Source organism: Pseudomonas sp. GW822-FHT02E03, assembly GCF_058802325.1.
The window spans coordinates 1-23,520 of sequence record NZ_JBXAOA010000031.1; the positions used below are offsets into that span (position 1 = coordinate 1).

The 23,520-nt window shown below is 59.6% G+C and carries 26 protein-coding genes; 20 read left to right on the top strand and 6 right to left on the bottom strand.

What is annotated here, in order from left to right; genetic code table 11:
* Nucleotides 1-87: 87 nt before the first annotated feature.
* Nucleotides 88-1,095 carry a DMT family transporter gene (locus AC1RQB_RS20580; RefSeq protein WP_198537179.1) on the bottom strand — a complete coding sequence of 336 codons (1,008 nt, stop codon included), beginning with the start codon at nt 1,093-1,095 and terminating at the stop codon, nt 88-90.
* 15 nt (nt 1,096-1,110) lie between these two features.
* Between AC1RQB_RS20580 and AC1RQB_RS20585 the strand changes: the two genes are divergently transcribed.
* The 4 genes from AC1RQB_RS20585 to AC1RQB_RS20600 all read left to right on the top strand — a co-directional run bounded on the left by AC1RQB_RS20585 (nt 1,111) and on the right by AC1RQB_RS20600 (nt 4,610).
* On the top strand, nt 1,111-1,674 hold the full coding sequence (locus AC1RQB_RS20585; protein ID WP_063340269.1) for a helix-turn-helix domain-containing protein: 564 nt from the start codon (nt 1,111-1,113) through the stop codon (nt 1,672-1,674).
* Between the two features lie 129 nt (nt 1,675-1,803).
* A complete protein-coding gene (locus tag AC1RQB_RS20590; RefSeq protein WP_131815869.1) occupies nt 1,804-2,148 on the top strand; it encodes a hypothetical protein in 345 nt (114 codons plus the stop codon).
* Nucleotides 2,149-2,306: 158 nt separating this feature from the next.
* Nucleotides 2,307-3,734, top strand: a complete 1,428-nt coding sequence (locus AC1RQB_RS20595) for an FAD/NAD(P)-binding protein (RefSeq protein ID WP_063340267.1) — start codon at nt 2,307-2,309, stop codon at nt 3,732-3,734.
* 516 nt (nt 3,735-4,250) lie between these two features.
* Nucleotides 4,251-4,610, top strand: coding sequence for a DUF6124 family protein (locus AC1RQB_RS20600; RefSeq protein ID WP_063340266.1), 360 nt, complete (start codon nt 4,251-4,253; stop codon nt 4,608-4,610).
* 192 nt (nt 4,611-4,802) lie between these two features.
* On the opposite strand, the gene ppnN is transcribed toward AC1RQB_RS20600, so the two are convergent.
* Nucleotides 4,803-6,176, bottom strand: coding sequence for a nucleotide 5'-monophosphate nucleosidase PpnN (gene ppnN, locus AC1RQB_RS20605; protein WP_008075186.1), 1,374 nt, complete (start codon nt 6,174-6,176; stop codon nt 4,803-4,805).
* Nucleotides 6,177-6,403: 227 nt separating this feature from the next.
* On the opposite strand from ppnN, the gene AC1RQB_RS20610 reads away from it, so the two are divergent.
* The gene (locus tag AC1RQB_RS20610) at nt 6,404-6,931 is read left to right on the top strand and encodes a DUF3087 domain-containing protein (protein ID WP_063340265.1); all 528 of its coding nucleotides are present in this window, start codon (nt 6,404-6,406) and stop codon (nt 6,929-6,931) included.
* Between the two features lie 150 nt (nt 6,932-7,081).
* The gene (locus tag AC1RQB_RS20615; RefSeq protein WP_063340264.1) at nt 7,082-8,659 is read left to right on the top strand and encodes a sensor domain-containing diguanylate cyclase; all 1,578 of its coding nucleotides are present in this window, start codon (nt 7,082-7,084) and stop codon (nt 8,657-8,659) included.
* Nucleotides 8,660-8,674: 15 nt separating this feature from the next.
* Here the strand turns inward: AC1RQB_RS20615 and AC1RQB_RS20620 are convergent, their stop codons facing one another.
* Nucleotides 8,675-9,061, bottom strand: a complete 387-nt coding sequence (locus tag AC1RQB_RS20620) for a DUF2784 domain-containing protein (RefSeq protein ID WP_063340263.1) — start codon at nt 9,059-9,061, stop codon at nt 8,675-8,677.
* Nucleotides 9,062-9,121: 60 nt separating this feature from the next.
* The gene (gene dapA / locus AC1RQB_RS20625) at nt 9,122-9,997 is read right to left on the bottom strand and encodes a 4-hydroxy-tetrahydrodipicolinate synthase (protein WP_063340262.1); all 876 of its coding nucleotides are present in this window, start codon (nt 9,995-9,997) and stop codon (nt 9,122-9,124) included.
* A 393-nt stretch (nt 9,998-10,390) separates the two neighbouring features.
* Here dapA and AC1RQB_RS20630 point away from each other — a divergent pair, with 393 nt between their 5' ends.
* The 6 genes from AC1RQB_RS20630 to AC1RQB_RS20655 all read left to right on the top strand — a co-directional run bounded on the left by AC1RQB_RS20630 (nt 10,391) and on the right by AC1RQB_RS20655 (nt 14,258).
* Nucleotides 10,391-11,089, top strand: coding sequence for an AzlC family ABC transporter permease (locus AC1RQB_RS20630; RefSeq protein ID WP_032830637.1), 699 nt, complete (start codon nt 10,391-10,393; stop codon nt 11,087-11,089).
* Nucleotides 11,089-11,400, top strand: coding sequence for an AzlD domain-containing protein (locus tag AC1RQB_RS20635; RefSeq protein ID WP_198537178.1), 312 nt, complete (start codon nt 11,089-11,091; stop codon nt 11,398-11,400). The genes AC1RQB_RS20630 and AC1RQB_RS20635 overlap by 1 nt, the downstream gene beginning before the upstream one ends.
* Before the next feature lie 67 nt (nt 11,401-11,467).
* Complete coding sequence (locus AC1RQB_RS20640; RefSeq protein WP_008075203.1) at nt 11,468-11,626, top strand: hypothetical protein; 159 nt, start codon at nt 11,468-11,470, stop codon at nt 11,624-11,626.
* A 247-nt stretch (nt 11,627-11,873) separates the two neighbouring features.
* Nucleotides 11,874-12,821 carry an ABC transporter substrate-binding protein gene (locus tag AC1RQB_RS20645; protein ID WP_063340260.1) on the top strand — a complete coding sequence of 316 codons (948 nt, stop codon included), beginning with the start codon at nt 11,874-11,876 and terminating at the stop codon, nt 12,819-12,821.
* Nucleotides 12,822-12,990: 169 nt separating this feature from the next.
* Nucleotides 12,991-13,890, top strand: coding sequence for a polysaccharide deacetylase family protein (locus AC1RQB_RS20650; protein WP_032830638.1), 900 nt, complete (start codon nt 12,991-12,993; stop codon nt 13,888-13,890).
* Nucleotides 13,891-14,006: 116 nt separating this feature from the next.
* Entirely contained in the window at nt 14,007-14,258 is a 252-nt protein-coding gene (locus AC1RQB_RS20655; protein ID WP_063340259.1) for a DUF1652 domain-containing protein, read from the top strand.
* A gap of 176 nt (nt 14,259-14,434) precedes the next feature.
* Here the strand turns inward: AC1RQB_RS20655 and AC1RQB_RS20660 are convergent, their stop codons facing one another.
* A complete protein-coding gene (locus AC1RQB_RS20660; RefSeq protein ID WP_008072144.1) occupies nt 14,435-15,337 on the bottom strand; it encodes a LysR family transcriptional regulator in 903 nt (300 codons plus the stop codon).
* A 127-nt stretch (nt 15,338-15,464) separates the two neighbouring features.
* On the opposite strand from AC1RQB_RS20660, the gene AC1RQB_RS20665 reads away from it, so the two are divergent.
* From AC1RQB_RS20665 to AC1RQB_RS20700, 8 genes are all read left to right on the top strand, one after another.
* Complete coding sequence (locus AC1RQB_RS20665) at nt 15,465-16,625, top strand: muconate cycloisomerase family protein (RefSeq protein ID WP_198537171.1); 1,161 nt, start codon at nt 15,465-15,467, stop codon at nt 16,623-16,625.
* Between the two features lie 10 nt (nt 16,626-16,635).
* Entirely contained in the window at nt 16,636-16,926 is a 291-nt protein-coding gene (gene catC, locus AC1RQB_RS20670) for a muconolactone Delta-isomerase (protein WP_007895545.1), read from the top strand.
* Nucleotides 16,927-16,977: 51 nt separating this feature from the next.
* Nucleotides 16,978-17,907, top strand: a complete 930-nt coding sequence (catA, locus tag AC1RQB_RS20675) for a catechol 1,2-dioxygenase (RefSeq protein ID WP_007895548.1) — start codon at nt 16,978-16,980, stop codon at nt 17,905-17,907.
* A 118-nt stretch (nt 17,908-18,025) separates the two neighbouring features.
* Entirely contained in the window at nt 18,026-18,985 is a 960-nt protein-coding gene (locus AC1RQB_RS20680) for an AraC family transcriptional regulator (RefSeq protein ID WP_063340257.1), read from the top strand.
* 254 nt (nt 18,986-19,239) lie between these two features.
* Nucleotides 19,240-20,604: a benzoate 1,2-dioxygenase large subunit gene (benA, locus tag AC1RQB_RS20685; protein WP_063340256.1), complete on the top strand. Its 1,365-nt coding sequence runs from the start codon at nt 19,240-19,242 to the stop codon at nt 20,602-20,604.
* On the top strand, nt 20,601-21,089 hold the full coding sequence (gene benB / locus AC1RQB_RS20690; protein ID WP_007895555.1) for a benzoate 1,2-dioxygenase small subunit: 489 nt from the start codon (nt 20,601-20,603) through the stop codon (nt 21,087-21,089). Before benA ends, benB begins: the two co-directional genes overlap by 4 nt.
* 10 nt (nt 21,090-21,099) lie before the next feature.
* Nucleotides 21,100-22,113 carry a benzoate 1,2-dioxygenase electron transfer component BenC gene (gene benC, locus AC1RQB_RS20695; RefSeq protein WP_063340255.1) on the top strand — a complete coding sequence of 338 codons (1,014 nt, stop codon included), beginning with the start codon at nt 21,100-21,102 and terminating at the stop codon, nt 22,111-22,113.
* A 191-nt stretch (nt 22,114-22,304) separates the two neighbouring features.
* Nucleotides 22,305-23,078: a 1,6-dihydroxycyclohexa-2,4-diene-1-carboxylate dehydrogenase gene (locus tag AC1RQB_RS20700; protein WP_063340254.1), complete on the top strand. Its 774-nt coding sequence runs from the start codon at nt 22,305-22,307 to the stop codon at nt 23,076-23,078.
* A gap of 43 nt (nt 23,079-23,121) precedes the next feature.
* Here AC1RQB_RS20700 and AC1RQB_RS20705 read toward each other — a convergent pair whose 3' ends face one another.
* Nucleotides 23,122-23,484: an NUDIX hydrolase gene (locus AC1RQB_RS20705; RefSeq protein ID WP_063340253.1), complete on the bottom strand. Its 363-nt coding sequence runs from the start codon at nt 23,482-23,484 to the stop codon at nt 23,122-23,124.
* Between the last annotated feature and the right edge of the window lie 36 nt (nt 23,485-23,520).

Genomic DNA, 23,520 nt, shown 5'->3' on the forward strand with positions numbered 1-23,520 from the left:
CGTGGGAATGCCTCAATGGACGCTCTGCGTCCGCTCTTGGGACGCGGAGCGTCCCGGGCTGCATTCCCACGCAGAGCATGGGAACGATCAGTGCTCGGCTTCGCGATCCAGATCGTCCTCAACCTCAAGAACCGCCTTACCCTTTGTCTTCAACTCACTGACAATCACCGCCGCGACAATCAACCCCGCGCCCACCAACGCAATCGCCGGCAACCGCTCTCCGGCGATCCGCCCGACAATCCCGGCCCACACCGGCTCTCCGGCATAAATCAACGTCGCCCGAGTCGGCGAAACACTCTTCTGCGCCCAGTTCATCGCCACCTGAATCGCCGCACTCGCCGCGCCCAGCCCCAATGCGCTGCACAACAGCAACCAGGAGAACCCCGGAATCACTTCCTGAGTCGGCACCACCATCAAAAAGGCCAGCACCGAAGTCACCGCCAGTTGCACCACCGTCACCCGGCGTACGTCGACCTGGCCGGCATAGGTGCTGATCAGAATGATCTCCGCTGCAATCGCCACGGCGCTGATCAATGTGGCGATTTCACCGGGGCTGAAATTGAACGAAGCACCGGCCGGCCCCGACAACAGCATCAACCCGGTAAAGGCCAGCATGATCCCGATACTCGGCATCAACCCCGGACGCCGTCCCAGCACCAGCCATTGCAGCAACGGCACGAACGGCACGTACAGCGCGGTAATAAACGCCGACTGACTGCTGGGAATGCTTTGCAAGCCCACGGTCTGCAAGCCATACCCGAGCATGATCGCCACGCCGATAAACGCCCCGGCCTTGAGTTCGAACAGGGTCAGTTCGCGTAGATGACGCCAGGAGAACAGGGCAACGATAATCGCTGCCGCGGCAAAACGCAGGCCTACGAAAAACATCGGCCCGCTGACGGTCATTGCATGCTGCACCAGCAAAAAGGTGCCGCCCCAGACCATAGTGATCAGCACCAACACGCATTCAGCTTTGCTGAACCGTGAGAAACGGGAGGAAGCAGGGGAGGAGTTCACCGACGTCATGACCTTGCGTGCTACCTGAGGGAGACGCACAATGCGCCGGAAGTTGGGCAGTATACTGCGCAACACCATCAAGTGAGCAATATAGTGCACAAAGATTCCACCCAACGGGCGTCGGTCCTCCAGCACGTCAGCCAGAACGTCCGACGTCTGCGCCACGCCGCCGACATGAGCCAGAGCGCCCTGGCCGAAAAATCCGGTGTCAGTCGCCGCATGCTGGTGGCCATCGAGGCCGGCGAGAAGAACGTCAGCCTGACCACCCTCGACCGCGTGGCCGAAGCGCTGGACGTAGCCTTCAGCGATTTGATCCAGGCCCCTGAAGCCCTCGACCCGAGCCGCATCAATGAACTGGCCTGGGCCGGCACGATCCCTGGCAGTAAAGCGGTGTTGCTGGCCAAAGCTATCGCCACTCGTGAAGTGGAACTCTGGGAATGGCGCCTTGAGCCGGGCGAGCATTACCCCTCGGAGCCGGATGCCGATGGCTATAGCGAACAGATTTATGTGTTTGAAGGCTGCCTGACCCTGATGCTCGGCAACGAGCCGCAGAAAATCGCGGCGGGTGAGTTCTTTATGTTTGCCAGTAATCAGCCGCATTCCTATCGCAATGAGGGGGCCGTGGCGGCGCGCTTTGTGCGTAATGTGGTGATTTGATCGGTGCCGATTTTGTCGCGTAAAACACGTATATACCTGTTGCTTCTCACAGTAGACGATGTGCCTCGGATCCAACAATGATGAGTGCGCCGGCGAATGGCGGCCCACTCCTTAAAATTGGATTCAGACATGTCTATTAATCACAAAAAGCCGTCAGAGCTTTTACCTGCACCCGTACTACCCGTGGCCTACGGCGACAATGTCTTTATCGAAGATGTCATTGCCGGTGCCCGGGTCGATATTGAATTGAACCGGAACGTCTATCCGGGCACGCAGGTGACCCTTGAATATATGGTTGGCAAGACTCTCAATAGATTAGTGATTCCACTTCAAGAGGGGCGAGCATCATTCTTGATTCCTGCTCGCGCATTTTTTAACAGTCTGTGGGCGGGGGGAATGCAGATGCGGTATTGGGTCGACGATCCATTCCATAAAAGCGAAGTGCTCGATTTGGGCGTATCGATGCGTTGGTGAGACAGGCCAGGCTGTTGGCGGGGCAACAGTGGAACATCTTGCATTTTTTAGTTGATGTGTTTTCTTCTACGCTGGGCTGTCCGGCAGCGCCGATGAGTGACTGCATGGGGCGATATGCCCGATGTCTATTCAGGTAAACATTGACCAGTGAGAACGGCATGACTGACACCCCAAGCGGACAGGCGACCAAACCCATCCGCCACGCGGATATCCTGATCATCGGTGGTGGCCTGAGCGGCACGATGCTGGCGGCGCAGCTGTTGCGTTTGCCGGGCAAGCGTCAGGCGCTGGTGATCGAGCCCCGCGCCGAACTCGGTCGGGGCGAGGCTTATAGTGCGGTCGAACTGGGGCATACGCTTAACGGCAACGCGGCGCGCATGAGTGTCGATCCCGACAACGCTGATGATTTGACCCAATGGCTCACCGAACACATCGCGGCGGGTGGATGGCCGGAGTCGGATCAGCAACATGTGCCAGTCAGTGAATTGTTCCCGCCGCGTGGGCTGTTTGGGGTCTATGTGCAGCAGCGTCTGGCCGAAGCGCAAGCAGTGGGTGAGTGCCACGGTTCGACCGTCGAACATGTGCGTGCCGAAGTGGTGGACCTGCAAACCCGGGACGATTCAGTGCAATTGACCTTGAGTGATGGGCAATGCTTGCAAGGCGCCTATGCGGTACTGGCCACCGGTATGTTCCCCGCCGCACGCACGCCGCAGACCGAATCCAGCGGCCTGAACGCCGCCGCCCTCGACCCGTGGGACGTGGTCTCCATGCGGCAGCTCGATCCACAATCCACGGTGCTGATCATCGGTTCCGGGCTGACCATGGTCGATGCCGTGGTGTCGCTGGAGCAGGCCGGGCATCGCGGGCCGATCGAAGTGTTTTCCCGGCATGGTCTGCTGCCTCACGTGCGTAGGCAGCCGCCGGCCTGGGTGGATTTTTTGGCCGAGGATCACAGCATTCGCACACCGCGCCAGCTGATGCGCGAACTGCGTCGGCATTGCCGCGATGCCATCGCCCAAGGCATCGACTGGCAAGCGCCACTCGACACGGTGCGGGCGCACATCGGGCGGTTGTGGAACCAGGCGACGGACGTGCAACGCCGGCAATTCGTGCGCCATGTGCGGCCGTGGTGGGAGAGCCATCACCATCGCTCCCCGCCGTTGAGTGCCGAGTTGGTGGCGCGGCTGCACGAGGAAGGGCGTTTGCGGATTCATGCTGCATCGTTCAAAGGGTTGGAGCCTTCGTTGAGCGCTGGGGTGAGTATCCGCATCCGTCGCCGTGGCGAGGCCGAAACCTGCGTGGTGCACGGCGCGGCACTGATCAATTCCAGCGGCATCGAATACGACTGGCGGCGGGTGGCGCGGCCATTGCCGCAGCAGCTATTGGCGCGCGGGTTGGTGCGGCCGGGGCCATTGGCGTTGGGCATTGCCGCCGCGGATGACGGCGCGGTGTCAGGCGCTGACGGGCAGGTCGCCAGCCGTTTGTTCGCCTTGGGCCCACCGTTGCGCGGGATGTGGTGGGAGAGCACGGCAGTGACCGACGTGGCGAGCCAGGCCAAGTCTCTTGCGGCGCGATTGGTGGTTTGACCGAAAGTTGGAGGGTGTTTTTTTCGGGCCTCATCGCGGGCAAGCCCGCTCCCACAGTGATCGGTGTCGTTCACAAACTCTTTGGTCAAAGCAGATACCTGTGGGAGCGGGCTTGCCCGCGATGAGGCCGGTACAGCCACCACAAGGCCCGGTGTCAGACCACTAAACAAACACTGTTTAAACGACACTTCCAGATACTCACTCAGGCTACACAGCCTTGCGCCGTTGCCTACGACTACGCCAGAATCCGCCGGCTTGTGCGCCTTGAGGCCGGGCTCTATCGTTTCCGAGTCGCTGACGAATCAGTGATCGGGTCTCGCAGCCCGTGTATCTCTAGACGCACAACATCCTCCGTTCGTGAACAGGTATGTCTGTCCGTTCATGTTATGGCGGCTGTACGTGGGAGACCTTCGGGTCTGCCGGTTCTAGAGTCCCGGTCTGCGACCTGCGTATAGCTGCCACCTCTTTTCGTCTCGCAGCGAACCGTGGCCGCTCCATGACTCTAGGAGCTTCATCGTGATCAAACCGACACCCAATCCACCGGAAACCGATCCAACATCCCCCTACGAATCCCTCGATTCGAAAAAACTCAACGAAGCCGCCGACCGCGCCCTCGATTACTACCTCAAGCCGCCCATCCCCAAAGACACCAAGCGCAAACCCAGCACCATTTACCATGTTGGCGCCGAGGTCGATAACGAAACCCTGCTGGTCAACGCCTGCGAATCCCTGGCGTCAGCGAGCATGATGCTCAGTGAGTTCGCCGGGTTGATGGACATGCCACATCGCAACATGATGTTGGGGATTCAATCCGTGGTCATGCTTGGGGAGTTGGCGGTGAATCGGGTGCTGGATAACCTCGACCCACGAGGTTAGCGAGGATGATCGTTCCCACGCAGAGCGTGGGAACGATCAAAACCCCGCATCACGCGGGGTTTCTTGTCAAAGTGTGGGAGCGGGCTTGCTCGCGAAAGCTGCTTAACATTTAACAGAGATGTCGACTGTTACGCCGCCTTCGCGAGCAAGCCCGCTCCCACAGGGGTGATGTTAAAGCTCACATCAATATTGTTACGCCACCACCTGATAACACGGCACATATTCCGCGCCGCCCGGCAGTTTCATCCGGTGCTGGGCGACGAAGGCTTTGAGCAGTTTGTCCAGCGGCTGCATCACCGCCGCGTCGCCACGGATCTGGTACGGCCCGTGTTCTTCGATCAGGCGGATGCCCTTGTCTTTGACGTTGCCAGCGACGATGCCGGAGAACGCGCGGCGCAGGTTGGCGGCCAGTTCGTGGGAGGGCAGGTTGCGGCTCAGTTGCAGGTTGGCCATGTTGGCGTGGGTCGGGTCGAACGGGCGCTGGAAGCCTTCGTCGATCTTCAGCAGCCAGTTGAAATGGAACGCATCGTTGCGCTCGCGGCGGAACTGTTTGACCTCTTTGAGGCCTTGAGTCATTTGCCGCGCCACTTCAGCCGGGTCGTCGATGATGATCTCGTAGTGCTGCTGCGCGGCTTCACCGAGGGTGGCACCGACGAAGGCGTGCAACTGCTCCAGGTACGGCGCGGCGCTTTTCGGCCCGGTGAGGACCACGGGGAAGGGCAGGCTTTCATTGTCCGGGTGCATCAGGATGCCGAGCAGGTACAGGAATTCTTCGGCTGTGCCCGCGCCGCCCGGGAAAATGATGATGCCGTGGCCGACGCGCACGAACGCTTCCAGACGTTTCTCGATGTCCGGCAGGATCACCAGTTCGTTGACGATCGGGTTCGGCGCTTCGGCGGCGATGATCCCGGGTTCAGTCAAACCGAGGTAACGGCCGCCGTGGATGCGCTGTTTGGCGTGGGCGATGGTCGCGCCTTTCATCGGGCCTTTCATCACGCCCGGGCCGCAACCGGTGCAGATGTCCAGGCTGCGCAGGCCAAGCTCGTGGCCGACTTTCTTGGTGTATTTGTATTCTTCGGTGTTGATCGAATGGCCACCCCAGCACACCACGATTTTCGGTTCGACACCGGGGCGCAGGGTGCGGGCGTTGCGCAGCAGGTGGAAGACGTAGTCGCTGATGCCCTGGGAGGTGCTCAGGTCGATGCTCAAGGCGTCGAGTTCGTTTTCGGTGTAGACGATGTCGCGCAGGGCGCTGAAGAGCATTTCACGGGTGCTGGCGATCATTTCACCATCGACGAAAGCGTCGGCCGGGGCGTTCAGCAGTTCCAGGCGCACGCCACGGTCTTGCTGGTGAATGCGGATTTCGAAGTCTTTGTAGGCTTCCAGGATGGTCTTGGCGTTATCGACGTGAGCGCCGGTATTGAGGATGGCCAGGGCGCACTGGCGGAAAAGGGTGTAGGTGAGGCCGGTTCCGGCTTCGCTCAGTTGCTGTACTTCACGTTGGGACAGTGTTTCCAGGCTGCCTTTAGGGCTGACCGAGGCGTTGATTACATGTCGTTGGGTCATTCAATGATCCTTAAAACGATGTCACCCGCCGGCAGGCGCATGGCATCCGAATAGTGTGTATCCATGGAGAAGATGGCACGAACTGCGCTGTATCGCCATGTTCCCCGTTTGACGATGGAAAGATGAAAAGGAGCCCCAGCATAGCTAAATCCTTCGGGGAGGCGATAATGCCCCGCAGTCTTTTTGCCACAGAGCCTTTTACCATTGATGCAAGGAACCCCGTCGCGATGTTCGAAATCCAGCCAATGAATGCCGAAACCTATCGACGCCAGACGCGGCGCAGCACGGTAATCATCGCCCTGATGTTCCTGGCGATGGCGATGGTACTGTCCACGGCGGCGGTGGCGCTGTTCGGTGAGCCCGGCGGCGACAATCTGCGTTTCAACGTGGGCGGCGTGTTTGCCGCATTGTTGCTGATGGTGGCGCTGATGCGCGGCAAGTTCTGGACCCAGGAATGGATGGCGCCAGCGGTCTACGGTTGGCAGCTCAAACGCAGCCTGATGAGCATCACCAACGTCATGCACCAGGTCACGGCGGCAGTGGAGAAGGGCGATCCGAGCGCCATGAAGCTGCTGCGTTTTTATCACTTGGGGTTGAGCCAGATGCACCAGTTGGACGGCAACTCCAGCGACCATAGCCAGCTGACCCGTGAAATGGACCAGCACAAGGCGCGGATGGAAGCGCTGGGTATCGAGACCGACCAGATGCAATTGAATCCGGCCTGGCTTGAGGCGGTGAAACAGACGCAGATGTAGCCTTGCGATTGTTGGCGATGAGCATTTTCGCGCAAATCACCTATCGTATTCGTTGATGAGTCATAGTGGTCTGAGCGCCAGCCACGGCTGGCTGGCGCTAAAAGGGCGAACGGGAAAATTCGCCATGTCATAAGGGATTAAGGGAGCGTCATGGGGCATCCGTCCGTCAAAGATCGTATCGAAAGCACCCGACTCGCCACGCCTTGGTTACCCGGGCAGGTTGAGTCGAAACTCAAGGTTCGATACGCAGTCTTCCTGCTCGTTGCGGTGTGCCTGTCCATGACGGCCATTGCGATCGGGGAAGGCTGGAACGCCCGTCAGTATCATTTGCGCAGCAGCGAAGTGGAGATGTCCAACCTGGCGCAAACCCTCGCCTCGCAGGCGCAGGCATCGATCAAGCAGGCCGACACGCTGCTGTTTGCCTTGGTGGATCGCCTTGAAATCGACGGCATGGAACCGGCGAAATTTCCCAGACTGCAACGTTTGCTCCACGCCCAGCGCAGTGAGCTGGTGCAGATCCATGGGTTATTCGTATTCGACGAAGAAGGACGCTGGCTCGCCAACGCCATTAACGTCATACCGCCCAATGCCAATAATTCCGACCGTGAATATTTCATCTACCACCGTGATCATCCCGACCGCGGTCCTCATATCGGTCCGGCGATAAAAAGTCGCTCGACCGGCGAGTGGATCATGACCGTGTCACGCCGGATCAATCACGCCGATGGCCGGTTTGCCGGCGTGGTGGTGGCTTCGATCTATCTCAACCATTTCCTGGACCTGTACAACAGCATCGACATGGGCAGTAACGGGGTGGTCAATTTGATCGCCGACGACGCCACCATCGTCGTTCGCCGACCGTTCAAGGAAACCGATATCGGCACCAGCGTCGCCAAGGGGCCGCTGTTTACCCAGCTGTTGTCCAAGGGCGATTCCGGTACGGCAATCGTCAAATCCTACGTGGACGGGGTGGAGCGGGTGGTGGGGTTTCGGCGGGTGGAGGGTTATCCGCTTATCGTTTTTGCCGCGCTCGACAAAAAAGAAGTCCTGGCCAGCTGGCTGCAGGAGTCAATAATCAGCGCGGGGATCGTCTCATTGCTGCTGGGGTTTGTGAGCGTTCTCGGCTATCGCCTGATCCGTGTCATGAAGCAGCAGAATACTATTCAGAACGAATTGCTGGAGGCTCAGGAAAAACTCATTGAGGTCAACCATAGCCTCAAGTTGCTGGCTCTGGAGGATGCACTGACCGGCCTTTCCAACCGGCGTCAATTCGACCTGTTCATCCTGGCGGAAATGGGCCGTGCCAGGCGTACCCATACCAGCCTTGCGTTGCTGATGATCGATGTCGATCATTTCAAGAGTTTCAATGATCACTACGGTCATTTGGCAGGCGATGAGTGTTTGCGCAAGATCAGCACCATCATCACCGACAACATCCAGCGCCCCGGCGATCTTGCTGCCCGATTCGGTGGTGAGGAGTTTACGGTGGTGCTGCCCGGCACCGATTATGTGGGGGCGTTTCTGGTGGCGGAAAAGATCCGTCGCGCGGTTCAGCAAGTCGACATCAAGCATAGCGGCAGCCCCGAAGGCCTCGTCACGGTCAGCCTGGGGGTCTGTGCCTACAACCAGACGGCGCAGAGCCAGCCCGAAGATTTGATCGGCGCCGCAGACAAGGCGTTGTATGTGGCCAAGGCCAGCGGCCGGAACATGAGCGTCATTGCCAACTGAGCTCAACCAGAGCGGTTATTGCCCTGAATGAGTCGGATGTCGCCGCTTCCATAAGCGGATCAGCCGCAGGTAGATCAGCACGTTGATCGCCAGCACCACGCTGCCCAACCCTAGCTGAATCGTGGGGGTCAGCCCGGCCGGATAAACAATCGGCCACACGTAATGTTCAATAAAACCGCCGCCATAACCGGTTTGCCCGGCCGCGTGGCGCATGAGGTTTTCCCATTCGGTCAGTGGGCACGTCAGGTGGAAAACTTCCACGATCACGCCCCACGCGGCGGCAGGCAGGTGCCACCAGGCCAAGTGGTGCCATTTGAGCACCAGTAGCCCGCCGAACAGCACGAACAGAATGAACAGCAAATGAGACAGCACCAGCCCGTCGGCGGCGATTCGGTAAAGCATGTCGATTCCCTGACGCGTTATGTGAATCGCTCCATGGTACTCGGGCTGGGCGCGTGTGCTCTATCGATTGCTGTTTTCCAGCACTGCCAATACTTCCTTCAAACGCACCGCCGTGGTTTCACTGCTGCGTTGCATCGGCGATCGCAGCTCGTCGCGGATCAACCCTTCAAGGGCCAGGGCGGTTTTCACCGGGGCGGGATTGGGCTCGATGAACAGGCTGTGAATCAGTGGCAGTAACTGGAAGAAGGTTGCTCGACCGACCGCTAACTGGTTGTCGCGGATCTGTTGATACAGCGCCACGAACAACTCGGGATGAACATGGGCCGAGGCGGCAATCGCGCCTGTGGCTCCCAGGCATAACGCGCCGAAGATCTGGTGGTCTTCACCGCACAACACGTCGACTTTGCCGCTGGAGAGTAGCGCAAGAGTGGTGGCTGGATTGCCGCCGCAGTCCTTGATTGCGACGATCCGCTCGTGGGCGACGATCCGAAGCAGGGTCGCCTGTTCGAAGGCGATGCCGGTGCGATAGGGGATGTCGTAGAGAATCACCGGGACGCTGGACGCATCGGCGACGGTCTTGAAAAAAGCTTCGAGGCCGGCCTGGGAAGGGCGGATGTAGTACGGCGGTGGAACCAGTAAACCCGCCAAGGGACGTTTGAGGATTTCGCTTTGAAATTGCAGCAACTCGGCAAGGTTGTTGCCGGCCAGGCCCATCACCACACGTTCTGGCGGAACCAGTTCCAGCACCGCATCGAGCACCGCCAATTGCTCATGTTTGCCCAGCGCCGCGGCTTCTCCGGTGGTGCCGCAGACCACAATGCCATCGACGCCTTTTTCCAGCAGATGACTGACCAGCCGCCGCAACCCGGCGAAGTCAATCGCACCATCGTGAAACGGCGTAACGATGGGAACCCAGATACCTTGAAACGATGACATGCACTTTCTCCTGAAGGTTGACCGATTTCGTCACCGTCAGAAGCGTAGAAGGAAGTCAGCAAGAAGGAGGGAGTATCCGCCGCGCTCAATGTCCTGTCAGCTCATCTGACGGGACAGCGCGCCCCGGTCACATGAGCGACTGTTTCTTCGATTTGAGGGCGTGCGCAACGCAACCTTGCGCCTTGGCATTCAAGCCAATGACGACAGTGTTGAGGTTGAAGGTTGCGGACATGGTTGCTTACACCCTGAATGAGGTGCTCAGTTTTAAAAGTCGGCGCGATGTTTGTCAATCTCGAAAATCAGCACCGGTCGCCTGCAAGTGCGCAAGATTGTTCAAGCCATTCACCGCGACTGCTGGCACAGTCTGGGGTCTTTCCCTGGTTGTAGAGCGTTATGTCCAACTCACTCATGCCGCGCAGTGCATTCCTTCGCGGTGCCGCGGCCATCATGCCGTTGTCCCTGGCGACCGCGCCTTGGGGGTTGCTGGCCGGTTCCATGGCCATCGAAGCCAACCTCACACCGCTGCAAGGCCAGGGGCTGTCGAGCATCGTGTTTGCCGGCGCGGCTCAACTGGTCGCCATCGGCATGCTCAAGGGTGGTGCCGGGGTCTTTTCGATTCTGTTGACCACGTTGTTGCTGACCTCCCAGCATTTGCTTTACGGGATGAGTATGCGTTCAGTGATTTCCCCGTTGCCGGGCCGCTGGCGTGTGGGGCTGGGCTTTTTGCTCACCGACGAGTTGTTCGCCCTGACCAGTCAGCATGACAAACAGCAATTCAATCGTTGGTATGCCCTGGGTGTGGGCCTGACGTTTTACATCGCGTGGAACCTCTTCACCCTGGCGGGCATTGTGCTGGGCAGCAGCATTCCGGGCCTTGAACACCTGGGGCTGGACTTTTCCATCGCGGCGACCTTTATCGCCTTGATCACGCCAGTGGTGCGCAATGTTCCGACGGTGGTCTGCGTGGCGGTTTCACTGTTCTGTTCGGTGCTGTTCAGCTATTGGCAATGGGGCTCGGCCCTGGTGTTGTCGGGGTTGGCGGGCATGACCGCAGGCTTTATCTGCAACAAACTCTATGTGGGGCGCACATGATGGTCTGGGCTGTGATTATCGGGATGGGCCTGCTGGTGTTCCTGAACCGCTACGTATTTCTCGAGCCTCGGCTGCCGGTGCGCTTGAGCAGCAATGCCCGGCAGTTCCTCGGTTTCGCGGTGCCGGGCATGCTTACCGCCATCTGCGGGCCGATCGTGTTCATGCCCGACAAGCAGTTGAACCTGCAGTGGGACAACCCGTACCTGATCAGTTCGCTGGTGGCCGTGGGCCTGGTGCTTTACACCCGCAACACCTTGCTCAGCATGTTGTTGAGCATGGGGTTCTTCTTTTTCCTGCGGTGGTGGCTCTGAGTCGTCCCCGGAGAAACTGTTCTACGCTTAAGAAAGATGACTGATCCCTTGAGGAATGGAGGTGGACATGGCCACTGAACCAAAGCGTCCGGACCCGGATGAGGACATCGACGAGCCGACGGAGGAAGAGCTCGAGCGGCAGAGGCGTTCGACGCCGGACTGGAAGCATCCTGATGACGGTAAAGAACTGTCGGACCGCGACCAGGAGCGCCCGCTGAAGCCCTGACAGATCTGCACCTGCCCAAAGCCCCGCCATAGACAGCGGGGCTTTTTAGTTTCCAATGCCTGTGCTCCCACAGATAAGACAATGTGCCGCCGCAGACAGAGAAATGTACCGGGAAATGCAGTCTGTTGAGCCACTGTTACGGGGTAAACACTCACTGTTCCCGGTCATGAGCTTATGCATAAATAGAATTTAAAATATCCATGTAAGAGCGTTATGGTCTATAAAAATAGCCCTCCAGGAGCCCCTGATGAACCTGTCCCGATACTTGCGCGGTCTGTTGGCCTGCGCTTTGTTTGCCGCGCCTTTGAGCTACGGTGCCGAGCCCGTGGTGTTGCACGTCGGCGATCAGAACTACTACAACATTCGCGCCTCGGTGGAGGCATCGGGTGTGCTGCAAGGAGCGCCCTACACCGTTGACTGGAAGCACTTCCAGGCCGCTGCGCCGCTGGCCGAAGCGCTGAATACCGGCGCGTTGGACCTGGGTTTTCTCGGTGATTCGGGGTTTCTGTTTCTGGCCGCCAAACAGGCACCGGTCAAGCTGATCGGCGTGTCGCGGCAGAACCCGGACACCATCGCCTTGTTGGTGCCCAAGGACTCGCCGGTCAAAACCATCGCCGATCTAAAGGGCAAGAAAGTCGCTTACTGGCCCGGCGCCTGGAGCCAGCAGCTTACCCTGCGCGCCCTGGAACAAGCCGATTTGCCGGACAACTACGTCGACTTCATCAAACTGATGCCAATCGACGCCGCTGCCGCGTTACCCCAAGGCAGCATCGACGCGTTTCCGGTCTGGGAACCCTACATTTCCCAGCAGATTCTGTTCTCCGGCGCCCGGCCGATTCTTACTGCCAAAAACCTGATGCCCGGCCTGAGCGCCATCGCCGCTTCGACGCCTTCGATCAACAGCAAACGCGAAGCCATTGCCGACTTCCTGGTGCGCCTGAAAAAGGCCCGGGCCTGGGTCGACACCCACACTGACGAGTACGCCGATCTCTGGGCGAAAAAGGCCAACCTTGATCAGAACGTGTCACGCCATTGGCTGCGCCAGGCGCACATGACTGTCGGCCCGGTGGATCAGCAGGCCGCGGCGGATCTGCAAAGCACCGCGGACTTCCTGTTCAAGGTCAAGGCATTGCCGGCGGCCTTGGCGACGGCACCGATCATCGACAGCTCGTTCCAGCAGGCGCTGGCGCAATAACCGAAAATCGCAGGCATGACGCGAGTCCGGGTGCGGGCGCCGGAACCAAACACTGTGTACCCTTATCCAACCTCGGCTTGCAGCGATTTGCGGGCCGGTCGAGGGATGAATGGGCGAGGGGTTTTTGCCATTAAACGTGATGACCGCAAGGTCTGGTCCAAGGCAAAACATGAAACAGTTGGTCAAGGTTCTCTCCGCGTTCGCCATCGCAGTCGGCTTGCTGGGCTGCATTGCCGCGCCCATTGAAATGACGCCGCAGACGCAACAGGGTCTGCGCACACAAGCGCCGATCCGCTTTCTGCTGACCTTCGACGACGGGCCCAGCGCGTCGGGTTTTTACAACCCGACCGTCACCGTGCTCGACAGCCTCGCGCGCAATCCGCTGCAACCCGACATTAAAGCGGTGTTCTTCGTGCAGACCCGTGACTCACGCGCCGGCGGCAGTGAAGCGGGTCGACAGATCATGCGTCGCGAACATGCCGAAGGTCACCTGTTGGGCTTCCATACCGCCACGCGCCGGCACACCAACCATCGTTCACTGGACCCGGAAGAGCTGGAACAGTCGCTCACTGATGGCAGTGCAGACATCGCCGCGATCAGCAAAACCACGCCGACCCTGGTGCGTCCGCCATTCTGGAACTATGACAAACGTACCTTTGCGGCCTATCAACAACATGGTATGCACGTATTGCTGACTGACCTGAGCGCCAATGACGGCAAGATCTGGGGCTTCAACGCCAGCCCCCGTCGGCGGGCCAATATGCTGCGGCAACTGTCCGAAGTCCGCGAGCGCATTGCCCTCGGCGAGTTGCCGACGGTGGACGGAGTGATTCCGGTGGTAGTGACCTTTCACGACCTGAATCGCTACACCGCCCGGCATACCCGGGAATACCTGCAAATCCTCCTCGACAGTGCCAGTGCCACCGGTCTGGTCACGGCGCAGAAAGCGTTTTATGACGACACGGCAGCGCTGCAGCGAGCGGCCATGGCGCGGACTGTCCGTGACAGTTCAGAAGCGGTTGAGTTGCCAGGCATCTGGAACTGGTTATGGGGCGCAGATACCCACTGATCGATGTCGGGCGATTGACTGTGTAGCGGCAGCTCGCCGAACTCGCTGGCGCGTTGCGCAAGTTGATCTACGCTTGAGTGGATCCAATCGGAAAACCGTCCCCGAGGGCGCTCGTCATGGTTCCAGTTACCCAGCTTTGCAGCATTGTGGAGTCCGGTTTCAAACCGCTGTCCTGCGAGTGCACCGTGAATCGCGATGAAACATTGCGGATCAAGGTCTTCGATCGCACTACCGGGCGGATTGAACTGTTGATCACCGGTGTATCTCCCGACGAATTGACCAGTGTCCGCGATATTTCCAATCTGATCGGCGAACTTCGCACCGAAATGCGCGCCGGGCGCCGAGCCTTCGCTGGTGTAATGGCCTAACCAAGACTCCCTGTAGCAGCTGTCGAGCCCCAGCGAGGCTGCGTTCGGCTGCGTAGCAGTCGTGAATCCGGCTAACGCGGTCTGCCTGATGTATCGCAATCTCTGATTTTATGACTGCTTCGCCGCCGAACGCAGCCTCGCTGGGGCTCGACAGCTGCTACAGATTGCATTACGGCTCACGCCTGGTTTTCTGGTCGGTCGCGCGGCAGCAGTTCATCGATCATCTGCAAACAATGATTCAACCCCGGCGATACATCGCCCACGCGCCTGCTGAGGATGATCGGCGAGGTCGCGTTGTCTTCCAGCACCGGGGTGAAGCCAATGTCGTCGCGGTGCAGCAACTGCACTGAGGCCGGCACCAACGTCACCCCGATTCCCGCACCTACCAAGCCGATTGCTGTTTGCAGCTCATTGGTCCATTGCGCCACGTTGATGTGCACGCCATAGGATTCGAATAACGCGATCACGTGGTCGGCGTAGCTGGGCCGCGGGTTGCCGGGGTAGAGCACGAAGGGTTCTTTTGCCAGGTCACGAAGGCTGATCGGTCCGGCCAGTAATGGATGGCCGGCGGGCAGGGCGGCGACCAGCCGGTCTTCAGTCAAAACAGTCTGGATGATCGCCGGGTCGTCGATGCGGATGCGCCCGAAGCCGATATCAATGCGCCCGGCCTTGAGCGCTTGCACCTGTTGCAACGTGGTCATTTCCGAGAGCCCCAACTCAAGCGCCAGCGGCTCACCGCTGCGCAGTCGGCGAATCAGTTCCGGCAGCACGCCATAGAGTGTCGATGGCGCAAAGCCGATGCCCAGCCAGGTCTTTTCGCCCAGCCCGATCCGCCGTGTGTTGTCGCACACCTTGGCCAACTGTTCGAGCAGGGCGGTGGAATGTTCATGGAAAAACCGCCCGGCGTCAGTCAGCTTCAGCGGTCGGCCGCGCTCCAGCAGCAGCACCCCGAGTTCGTCTTCCAGCTGCTGGATCTGCCGGCTCAGCGGCGGTTGGGCGATGTGCAGCAACTCGGCCGCGCGGGTGAAGTTGAGGGTTTGAGCCAACACCTGAAAATACCGCAGGTGACGCAGTTCCATGAGGCCTCCGGACGTCGGTCTGTTAAATACCTTTAAGGTATCGAGTCAGACCAATTCTATATTGGCTTCCCGAAAAAAGCCGTACCAGAATCCGTTCCAGAACTTTAAGAACCTGACGGGTATCGACATGCGTGCAACTGCCATTGAATCGATCGAGACGATCATCGTCGATCTGCCGACCATCCGCCCGCACAAGCTGGCGATGCACACGATGCAAAACCAGACCTTGGTGATCATCCGTGTGCGCTGTGCCGACGGTATTGAAGGGATTGGTGAATCGACCACCATTGGCGGTCTGGCCTATGGCAACGAAAGCCCGGACAGCATCAAGACCAACATCGACAAACACTTCACGCCATTGCTGATCGGCCAGGACAGCGGCAATGTGAATGCCGCAATGTTGCGCCTGGAGCGCAGCATTCGTGGCAACACCTTCGCCAAGTCAGGTATCGAAAGCGCCTTGCTCGACGCCCAAGGCAAGCGCCTCGGCCTGCCGGTCAGCGAGCTGCTGGGCGGTCGCGTTCGTGATGCGCTGCCGGTGGCGTGGACCCTGGCCAGCGGCGACACCGCCAAGGACATTGCCGAAGCGGAACAAATGCTCGACCTGCGCCGCCATCGGATCTTCAAGCTGAAAATCGGCGCAGGCGAGGTCAACCGCGACCTGGCCCACGTCATTGCGATCAAAAAGGCGCTGGGCGATCGCGCCAGCGTGCGGGTTGATGTCAATCAGGCCTGGGACGAAGCGGTTGCCCTGCGGGCCTGCCGGATCCTCGGAAGCAACGGCATCGACCTGATCGAACAACCGATCTCGCGCAATAACCGCGCCGGCATGGTGCGCCTGAATACCGTGAGCCCGGCGCCGATCATGGCCGATGAATCCATCGAATGCGTGGAAGATGCCTTCAACCTGGCGCGGGAGGGCGCGGCTTCGGTATTCGCCCTGAAAATTGCCAAGAACGGCGGCCCACGTGCCGTGTTGCGAACCGCCGCGATTGCCGAGGCGGCCGGTATTGGCCTGTACGGCGGCACCATGCTCGAAGGCGGTATCGGCACATTGGCCTCGGCCCATGCCTTTGTCACGCTGAACACACTGGGCTGGGACACCGAGTTGTTCGGCCCGCTGCTGCTCACCGAAGACATTCTCAGCGAGCCATTGGTCTACCGCGATTTCCAACTGCACGTCCCGCAAACACCGGGGCTGGGCCTGAGCCTGGATGAAGAGCGCCTGGCGTTTTTCCGGCGGGACAAAGTCTCCAGGACCACATCCACTGCCGTTCATCAAGCCTGAGGAGGGCATCATGCTGTTTCACGTAAAAATGACTGTGAATTTACCGGTCGACATGAATCCGGAGCGCGCCGCTCAACTCAAGGCCGACGAAAAAGCCCTGGCCCAGCGCCTGCAAGAGCAAGGCAAGTGGCGTCATCTATGGCGCATCGCCGGGCTCTATGCCAATTACAGCGTGTTCGATGTCGACAGCGTTCAGGAACTGCATGACCTGCTGATGCAATTGCCGCTGTACCCGTACATGGCGATCGAAGTCACCGCGATGTGCCGGCATCCTTCTTCCATTCGCGAGGATGACCGCTGAACCCAGCCTGTTCAGTTCGCTACGCTAATAATTACAAGATGAGGAACCACCATGAACGTCAAGATTTCCCACACTGCCAGTGCCCAGAAGTTTCTCGAAGACGCCAGCGGTCTGCATAACGAAGCCGGCGATCCGCGGGTCAAGGCGCTGATTTACCGGATCCTGCGCGATTCGGTGAACATTATCGAAGACCTGGCCGTGACCCCGGAAGAGTTCTGGAAAGCCGTCAACTACCTCAACGTGCTAGGTGCGCGTCAAGAGGCCGGGTTGGTGGTGGCCGGGCTCGGTCTGGAGCATTACCTCGATCTGCTGATGGATGCCGAAGACGAGCAGGCCGGCAAGGCCGGCGGCACACCACGGACCATCGAAGGGCCGCTGTATGTGGCGGGTGCGCCACTGTCGGAAGGTGAAGCGCGGCTGGACGATGGCGTCGATCCGGGTGTGGTGCTGTTCATGCAGGGCCAGGTGCGCAACACCGCCGGTGAACCGTTGGCTGGCGCGGTGGTGGATGTCTGGCACGCCAACACCGGCGGCACTTATTCGTACTTCGATACCACTCAATCGGAATTCAACCTGCGTCGTCGTATCGTCACCGATGCCGAGGGCCGGTACCGTTTTCGCAGCATCGTGCCGTCGGGATACGGTTGCCCGCCGGACGGTCCGACCCAGCAATTGCTCGATCAACTGGGCCGTCATGGTCAGCGACCGGCGCACATTCACTTCTTCATCTCCGCGCCGGATCATCGTCACCTGACCACCCAGATCAACCTCGACGGCGATCAATACCTGCATGACGATTTCGCCTACGCCACCCGTGACGAACTGATCGCCAAGATCACCTTCAGCGATGATCCGCAGCGTGCGGCGGCCCATGGTGTGAGCGGGCGTTTTGCCGAAATCGATTTTGACTTCACGCTGCAGTCGTCTGCCCAGCCTGAGGAGCAGCAACGCCACGAACGGGTTCGTGCACTCGAGGACTGACGCCACTGCGAGCTGATCCGGGCCACGAGATAACCGACCGTTTATCTCGTGGCCTTCTGCATCACAGCCAGTACCCTAGAATGTCGGCGCCACCGATAACAACAATGAGAGTGAACCGATGATGCAAGCGCAATTGTTGAGTCATCGCAGCAGAGTCTTCGACCATGCCGACCCTTACGCGGTATCGGGCTACGTCAATCAGCATGTTGGCAATCATTGCCTCCAGATGCCTCGCGCCGGTCGGCCGCTGGCCAGCCTCGATCATCGCAAATTCGCCAGCCTCGACCTGTGCCGCATCAGTTACGGCGCCAGCGTGCGGGTTATGTCCCATGCGCTGGACAGCATCTATCACTTGCAAGTGTTGCTGCGCGGTAACTGCCTGTGGCGTGGCCATGGTCAGGAACATTACTTCGCTCCCGGCGAGTTGCTGCTGATCAACCCTGACGATCCAGTGGATCTGACCTATTCCAGTGATTGCGAAAAATTCATCCTGAAAGTCCCCTCGCGGCTGCTGGAGTCGGTGTGCGAAGAGCAGCGCTGGCGGTACCCGGGGCAGGGCGTGCGGTTCCTGGAGAACCGTTATCAACTCAATGAACTGGAAGGTTTCGTCGGTCTGCTGGCGATGATTTGCCAAGAGGCGGAAGCTACCGAGCAGATTCCCCGGGTGCAGGAGCACTATGCGCAAATCGTGGTCAGCAAAATGCTTGGTCTGATGAAGACCAACGTCATGCGCACCGATCCCGGCTCACCCTCGGCCACGTTCGAGGCGCTGGTCGATTACATCGCGTGCAACCTCAAGCAGGACATCGACAGCGAAGAACTGGCGCGCCAGGCGCGGATGAGCCTGCGGTCGCTGTATGGGTTGTTCGAACGCAACGCGGGGGACACGCCGAAAAACTACATCCGGCAGAAAAAGCTCGAACGTATTCACGCCAACCTGAGCGACCCGACCTGCAACGTGCGCAACGTCACGGAAGTGGCCATGGATTACGGCTTTCTGCACCTGGGCCGGTTCTCCGACAGCTACCGCAAACAGTTCGGCGAATTGCCATCGGATACCCTCAAACGCCGTCATTGACCTCGCAAACGCCACCCACTGCTGTTTGATCGTTCCCACGCTCCCGCGTGGGAATGCCTCAACGGACGCTCCGCGTCCGCTTTTGGGACGCAGAGCGTCCCGCGCTGCATTCCCACGCAGAGCATGGGAACGATCGGGCATCAGCACTAACGGATTGCAGTAAACGGATACAGGTCTGCACCCCGCGGATAGTCCGCCCCATCCCCTCGCCCTAGCATGGCCCTGCCTGAATAAAAACAATGGAGGCGGCGGCCATGTCCCTGCGACCCGAATACCTTCACTCCCTGCTTGAAGAAGACCCAGAGCAGGGCATCTATCGCTGCAAGCGCGAGATGTTCACCGATCCGCGGCTGTTCGACCTCGAGATGGAACACATCTTTGAAGGCAACTGGCTGTACCTCGCCCACGAAAGCCAGATCCCCAACAACAACGATTTCTACACCACCACCATGGGGCGTCAGTCGATCTTCATCGCGCGCAACAAGGACGGTGAACTGAACGCCTTTATCAATGCGTGCAGCCACCGTGGAGCGATGCTCTGCCGGCACAAGACTGGCAACAAGAGCACGTACACCTGCCCATTCCACGGCTGGACCTTCAACAACTCCGGCAAGCTGCTCAAGGTCAAGGACCCGGCGGCGGCCGGCTACCCGGCGAGCTTCAATTGCGAAGGCTCCCACGACCTGACCAAAGTCGCGCGTTTCGAATCCTATCGCGGCTTCCTGTTCGGCAGCCTCAAGGCCGATGTCGTGCCGCTGGTTGAGCACCTGGGCGAGTCGGCGAAGATCATCGACATGATTGTCGATCAGTCCACTGATGGCCTGGAAGTGCTGCGCGGTTCCTCCAGCTACATCTACGAAGGCAACTGGAAACTCACCGCCGAAAACGGTGCCGACGGTTATCACGTCAGCTCGGTGCACTGGAACTACGCGGCCACCCAGAACCAGCGCAAACAGCGCGAGGCCGGTGATTGCAACCCGACCATGAGCGCTGGCAGCTGGGCCAAGCAGGGCGGCGGTTTCTATTCCTTCGACAAGGGCCACATGCTGCTCTGGACCCGTTGGGCCAACCCCCAGGACCGTCCGCTGTACGAACGTCGCGACGAGTTGGCCCGGGATTTCGGCAAGGCTCGCGCCGACTGGATGATCGAGAACTCGCGCAACCTGTGCCTGTACCCGAACGTGTACTTGATGGACCAGTTCAGCTCGCAGATCCGCATTGCCCGGCCGATCTCGGTCAACCGCACCGAAATCACCATTTACTGCATCGCCCCCAAAGGCGAAAGCGACCACGCCCGTTCGAGCCGGATTCGTCAGTACGAGGATTTCTTCAACGTCAGCGGCATGGCGACCCCGGACGATCTGGAAGAGTTTCGCTCCTGTCAGACGGGTTACCAGGGCAGCGTCACCGCCTGGAACGACATGTCCCGTGGTGCCGAACATTGGGTCGAAGGCGCTGATGACGCGGCCAAGGAAATCGACCTGCATCCGCTGCTCAGCGGCGTGCGTACCGAAGACGAAGGCCTGTTCGTGTTGCAACACAAGTATTGGCAGCAAACGATGCTCAAGGCGTTGGCCGCGGAGCAGTCCGAACTGATTGCAGTGGAGGCCGTGCAATGACCATTACCTATGACGCGGTGCGCGATTTTCTCTACCGCGAAGCACGCTACCTTGACGACAAACAATGGGACGACTGGCTGGAGTTGTACGCGCCGGACGCCACGTTCTGGATGCCGTCCTGGGACGACAATGACGAGCTGACTGAAGACCCGCAGCGGGAAATCTCGCTGATCTGGTACGGCAACCGCACCGGCCTGGAAGACCGCATCTTCCGCATCAAGACCGAGCGTTCCAGCGCCAGCGTGCCGGACACCCGCACCTCGCACAACCTCAGCAACATCGAGCTGCTCGAACAGGCCGACGGGCTGTGCAAGGTGCGCTTCAACTGGCACACCCTGAGCTTTCGTTACAAGACCGTCGACAGCTATTTCGGCAGCAGCTTCTACACCCTCGATGTGCGCGGTGAGAACCCGTTGATCAAGGCCAAGAAAGTGATCCTGAAGAACGACTACGTTCGTCAGGTCATCGATGTCTACCACCTCTGAGGCGGCCGTCATGACTCATTCCATTGCATTCAATTTCGAAGACGGCGTCACCCGATTCATCGACGCCAACGCCGGCGAAACCGTGGCCGATGCCGCGTATCGCCAGGGCATCAATATTCCACTGGACTGTCGCGACGGCGCCTGCGGCACCTGCAAGTGCTTCGCCGAGGCTGGCCGCTACGATTTGGGCGAGGACTACATCGAAGACGCCCTCAGCGCTGACGAAGCGCAGCAGGGTTTTGTCCTGACCTGCCAGATGCGCGCGCAGAGCGATTGCGTGGTGCGGGTGCCGGTTTCATCGGATGTCTGCCGCACCCGTCAGGCCAGTTACGACGCAACCATCAGCGCCGTGCGTCAGCTGTCCGACAGCACCATCGCGCTGTCGATCAAGGGCGAGTCCTTGAGCAAGCTGGCGTTCCTGCCGGGGCAGTATGTGAACCTCGGGGTGCCCGGCAGTGAGCAGACCCGCGCTTACTCGTTCAGCTCGTTGCAGCGCGACGGCGAAGTCAGCTTTCTGATTCGCAACGTGCCTGGCGGCTTGATGAGCAGCTTCCTGACCGGCATGGCCAAGGCCGGTGACAGCATGAGCCTGGCCGGACCGTTGGGCAGCTTCTATCTACGCGACATCCGCCGTCCATTGTTGCTGCTGGCGGGGGGCACCGGTCTGGCGCCGTTCACCGCGATGCTGGAAAAAATCGCTGAGCAGGGCAGTGAGCATCCACTGCATTTGATCTACGGCGTGACCAACGATTTCGACCTGGTGGAACTCGATCGGCTGGAGGCCTTCGCCGCGCGAATTGCGAACTTCAGCTTCAGTGCCTGCGTGGCCAATCCCGACAGCCGGCATCCGCTCAAGGGCTACGTGACCCAACACATCGAGCCACGGCATTTGAACGAAGGTGACGTCGACGTCTACCTGTGCGGCCCGCCGCCGATGGTCGAAGCGGTCAGCCAGTTCATCCGCGATCAAGGCATTGCGCCTGCGAACTTTTACTACGAGAAATTTGCCGCCAGCGCGGCCTGAGCCGTGCTGGGGGGCGCGATGAAAATCCTGTGGGAGCGTGGCTTGCCCGCGAAGAATGCACCGCGGTTTTACAGGCATTACGCGTCATCGTTCATCGCGGGCAAGCCACGCTCCCACAGGTTCTGCGTTTTAACTTACCTGGTTCGCTCCCACAGAACTAACTGGCCGGCATCCTTCGTCACGAGGTACACATGAACAGATTCCACGAAAAAGTCGCGCTGATTACCGGTGCCGCCCAGGGCATCGGCCGGCGCGTGGCTGAACGCATGGCCGCCGAAGGTGCGCGGTTGATTCTGGTCGACCGCTCCGATCTGGTGTTCGAACTCCAGAAGGAATTGGGGCAGAGCAGCCAGGTACTTGCCCTGACCGCCGACCTTGAGCAGTACAGCGAATGCAGCCGCGTGATGCGCACCGCTGTCGAACGTTTTGATCGCCTCGATGTGCTGGTCAATAACGTCGGCGGCACGATCTGGACCAAGCCTTTCGAGCACTATGAAGAGCAGCAGATCGAAGCCGAAGTCCGCCGTTCGTTGTTCCCGACGCTGTGGTGTTGCCATGCCGCACTGCCGTTCATGCTCGAACAAGGCAGCGGCGCTATCGTTAACGTTTCGTCCATTGCCACCCGTAGTGTCAATCGCGTGCCATACGGTGCGGCGAAGGGCGGGGTCAATGCGCTGACCGCATGCCTGGCCTTCGAAACGGCCGGTCGTGGCGTGCGGGTCAACGCGACCGCCCCCGGTGGCACCGAGGCGCCACCGCGACTGATCCCACGCAACACCGCGCAACAGAGCGCTCAGGAAAAGTTTTGGTACCAGCAGATTGTCGACCAGACCCTCGACAGCAGTTTGATGAAGCGCTATGGCACGCTGGATGAGCAGGCGAGCGCTATCCTGTTTCTGGCCAGCGACGAAGCCTCCTACATCACCGGCATGGTCATGCCGGTCGGTGGCGGCGATCTGGGCTGAAAAGCTTGCAGATGGCGTCGGCTAAAGCCTGAATACCTGCGACCTACAAGCGACGCTGAAACGCTTTGACGATTCTGAGCGCGGCGTCGCTTATTTTCAGGTTGTGGACGGCCTCCAGCGGATACCAGATGCAGTCGAAGATTTCATTCTGTGGCCGAGCCTCTGCCAGGTTTACGACCGACGCCTCATATACATGGTGCCGGGTGCTGGTCGTTTCCCATTCCATCAAGTACAGCATGTCATCGACCTCAAGCCCTGTTTCCTCGTAGAGCTCTCGCATGGCCGCGCCCGCAGCGGTTTCGCCAGGCTCGACTTTTCCGCCTGGCAAGGTCCAGCGACACTTGGGTTTGCGCACCAGGAGAATATGCCGATACTGCTCGCAAATGACGGTTGCACGTACTTTCATGGGTTACTCGACTGCTGTCTGTCACAAAACAGTCAT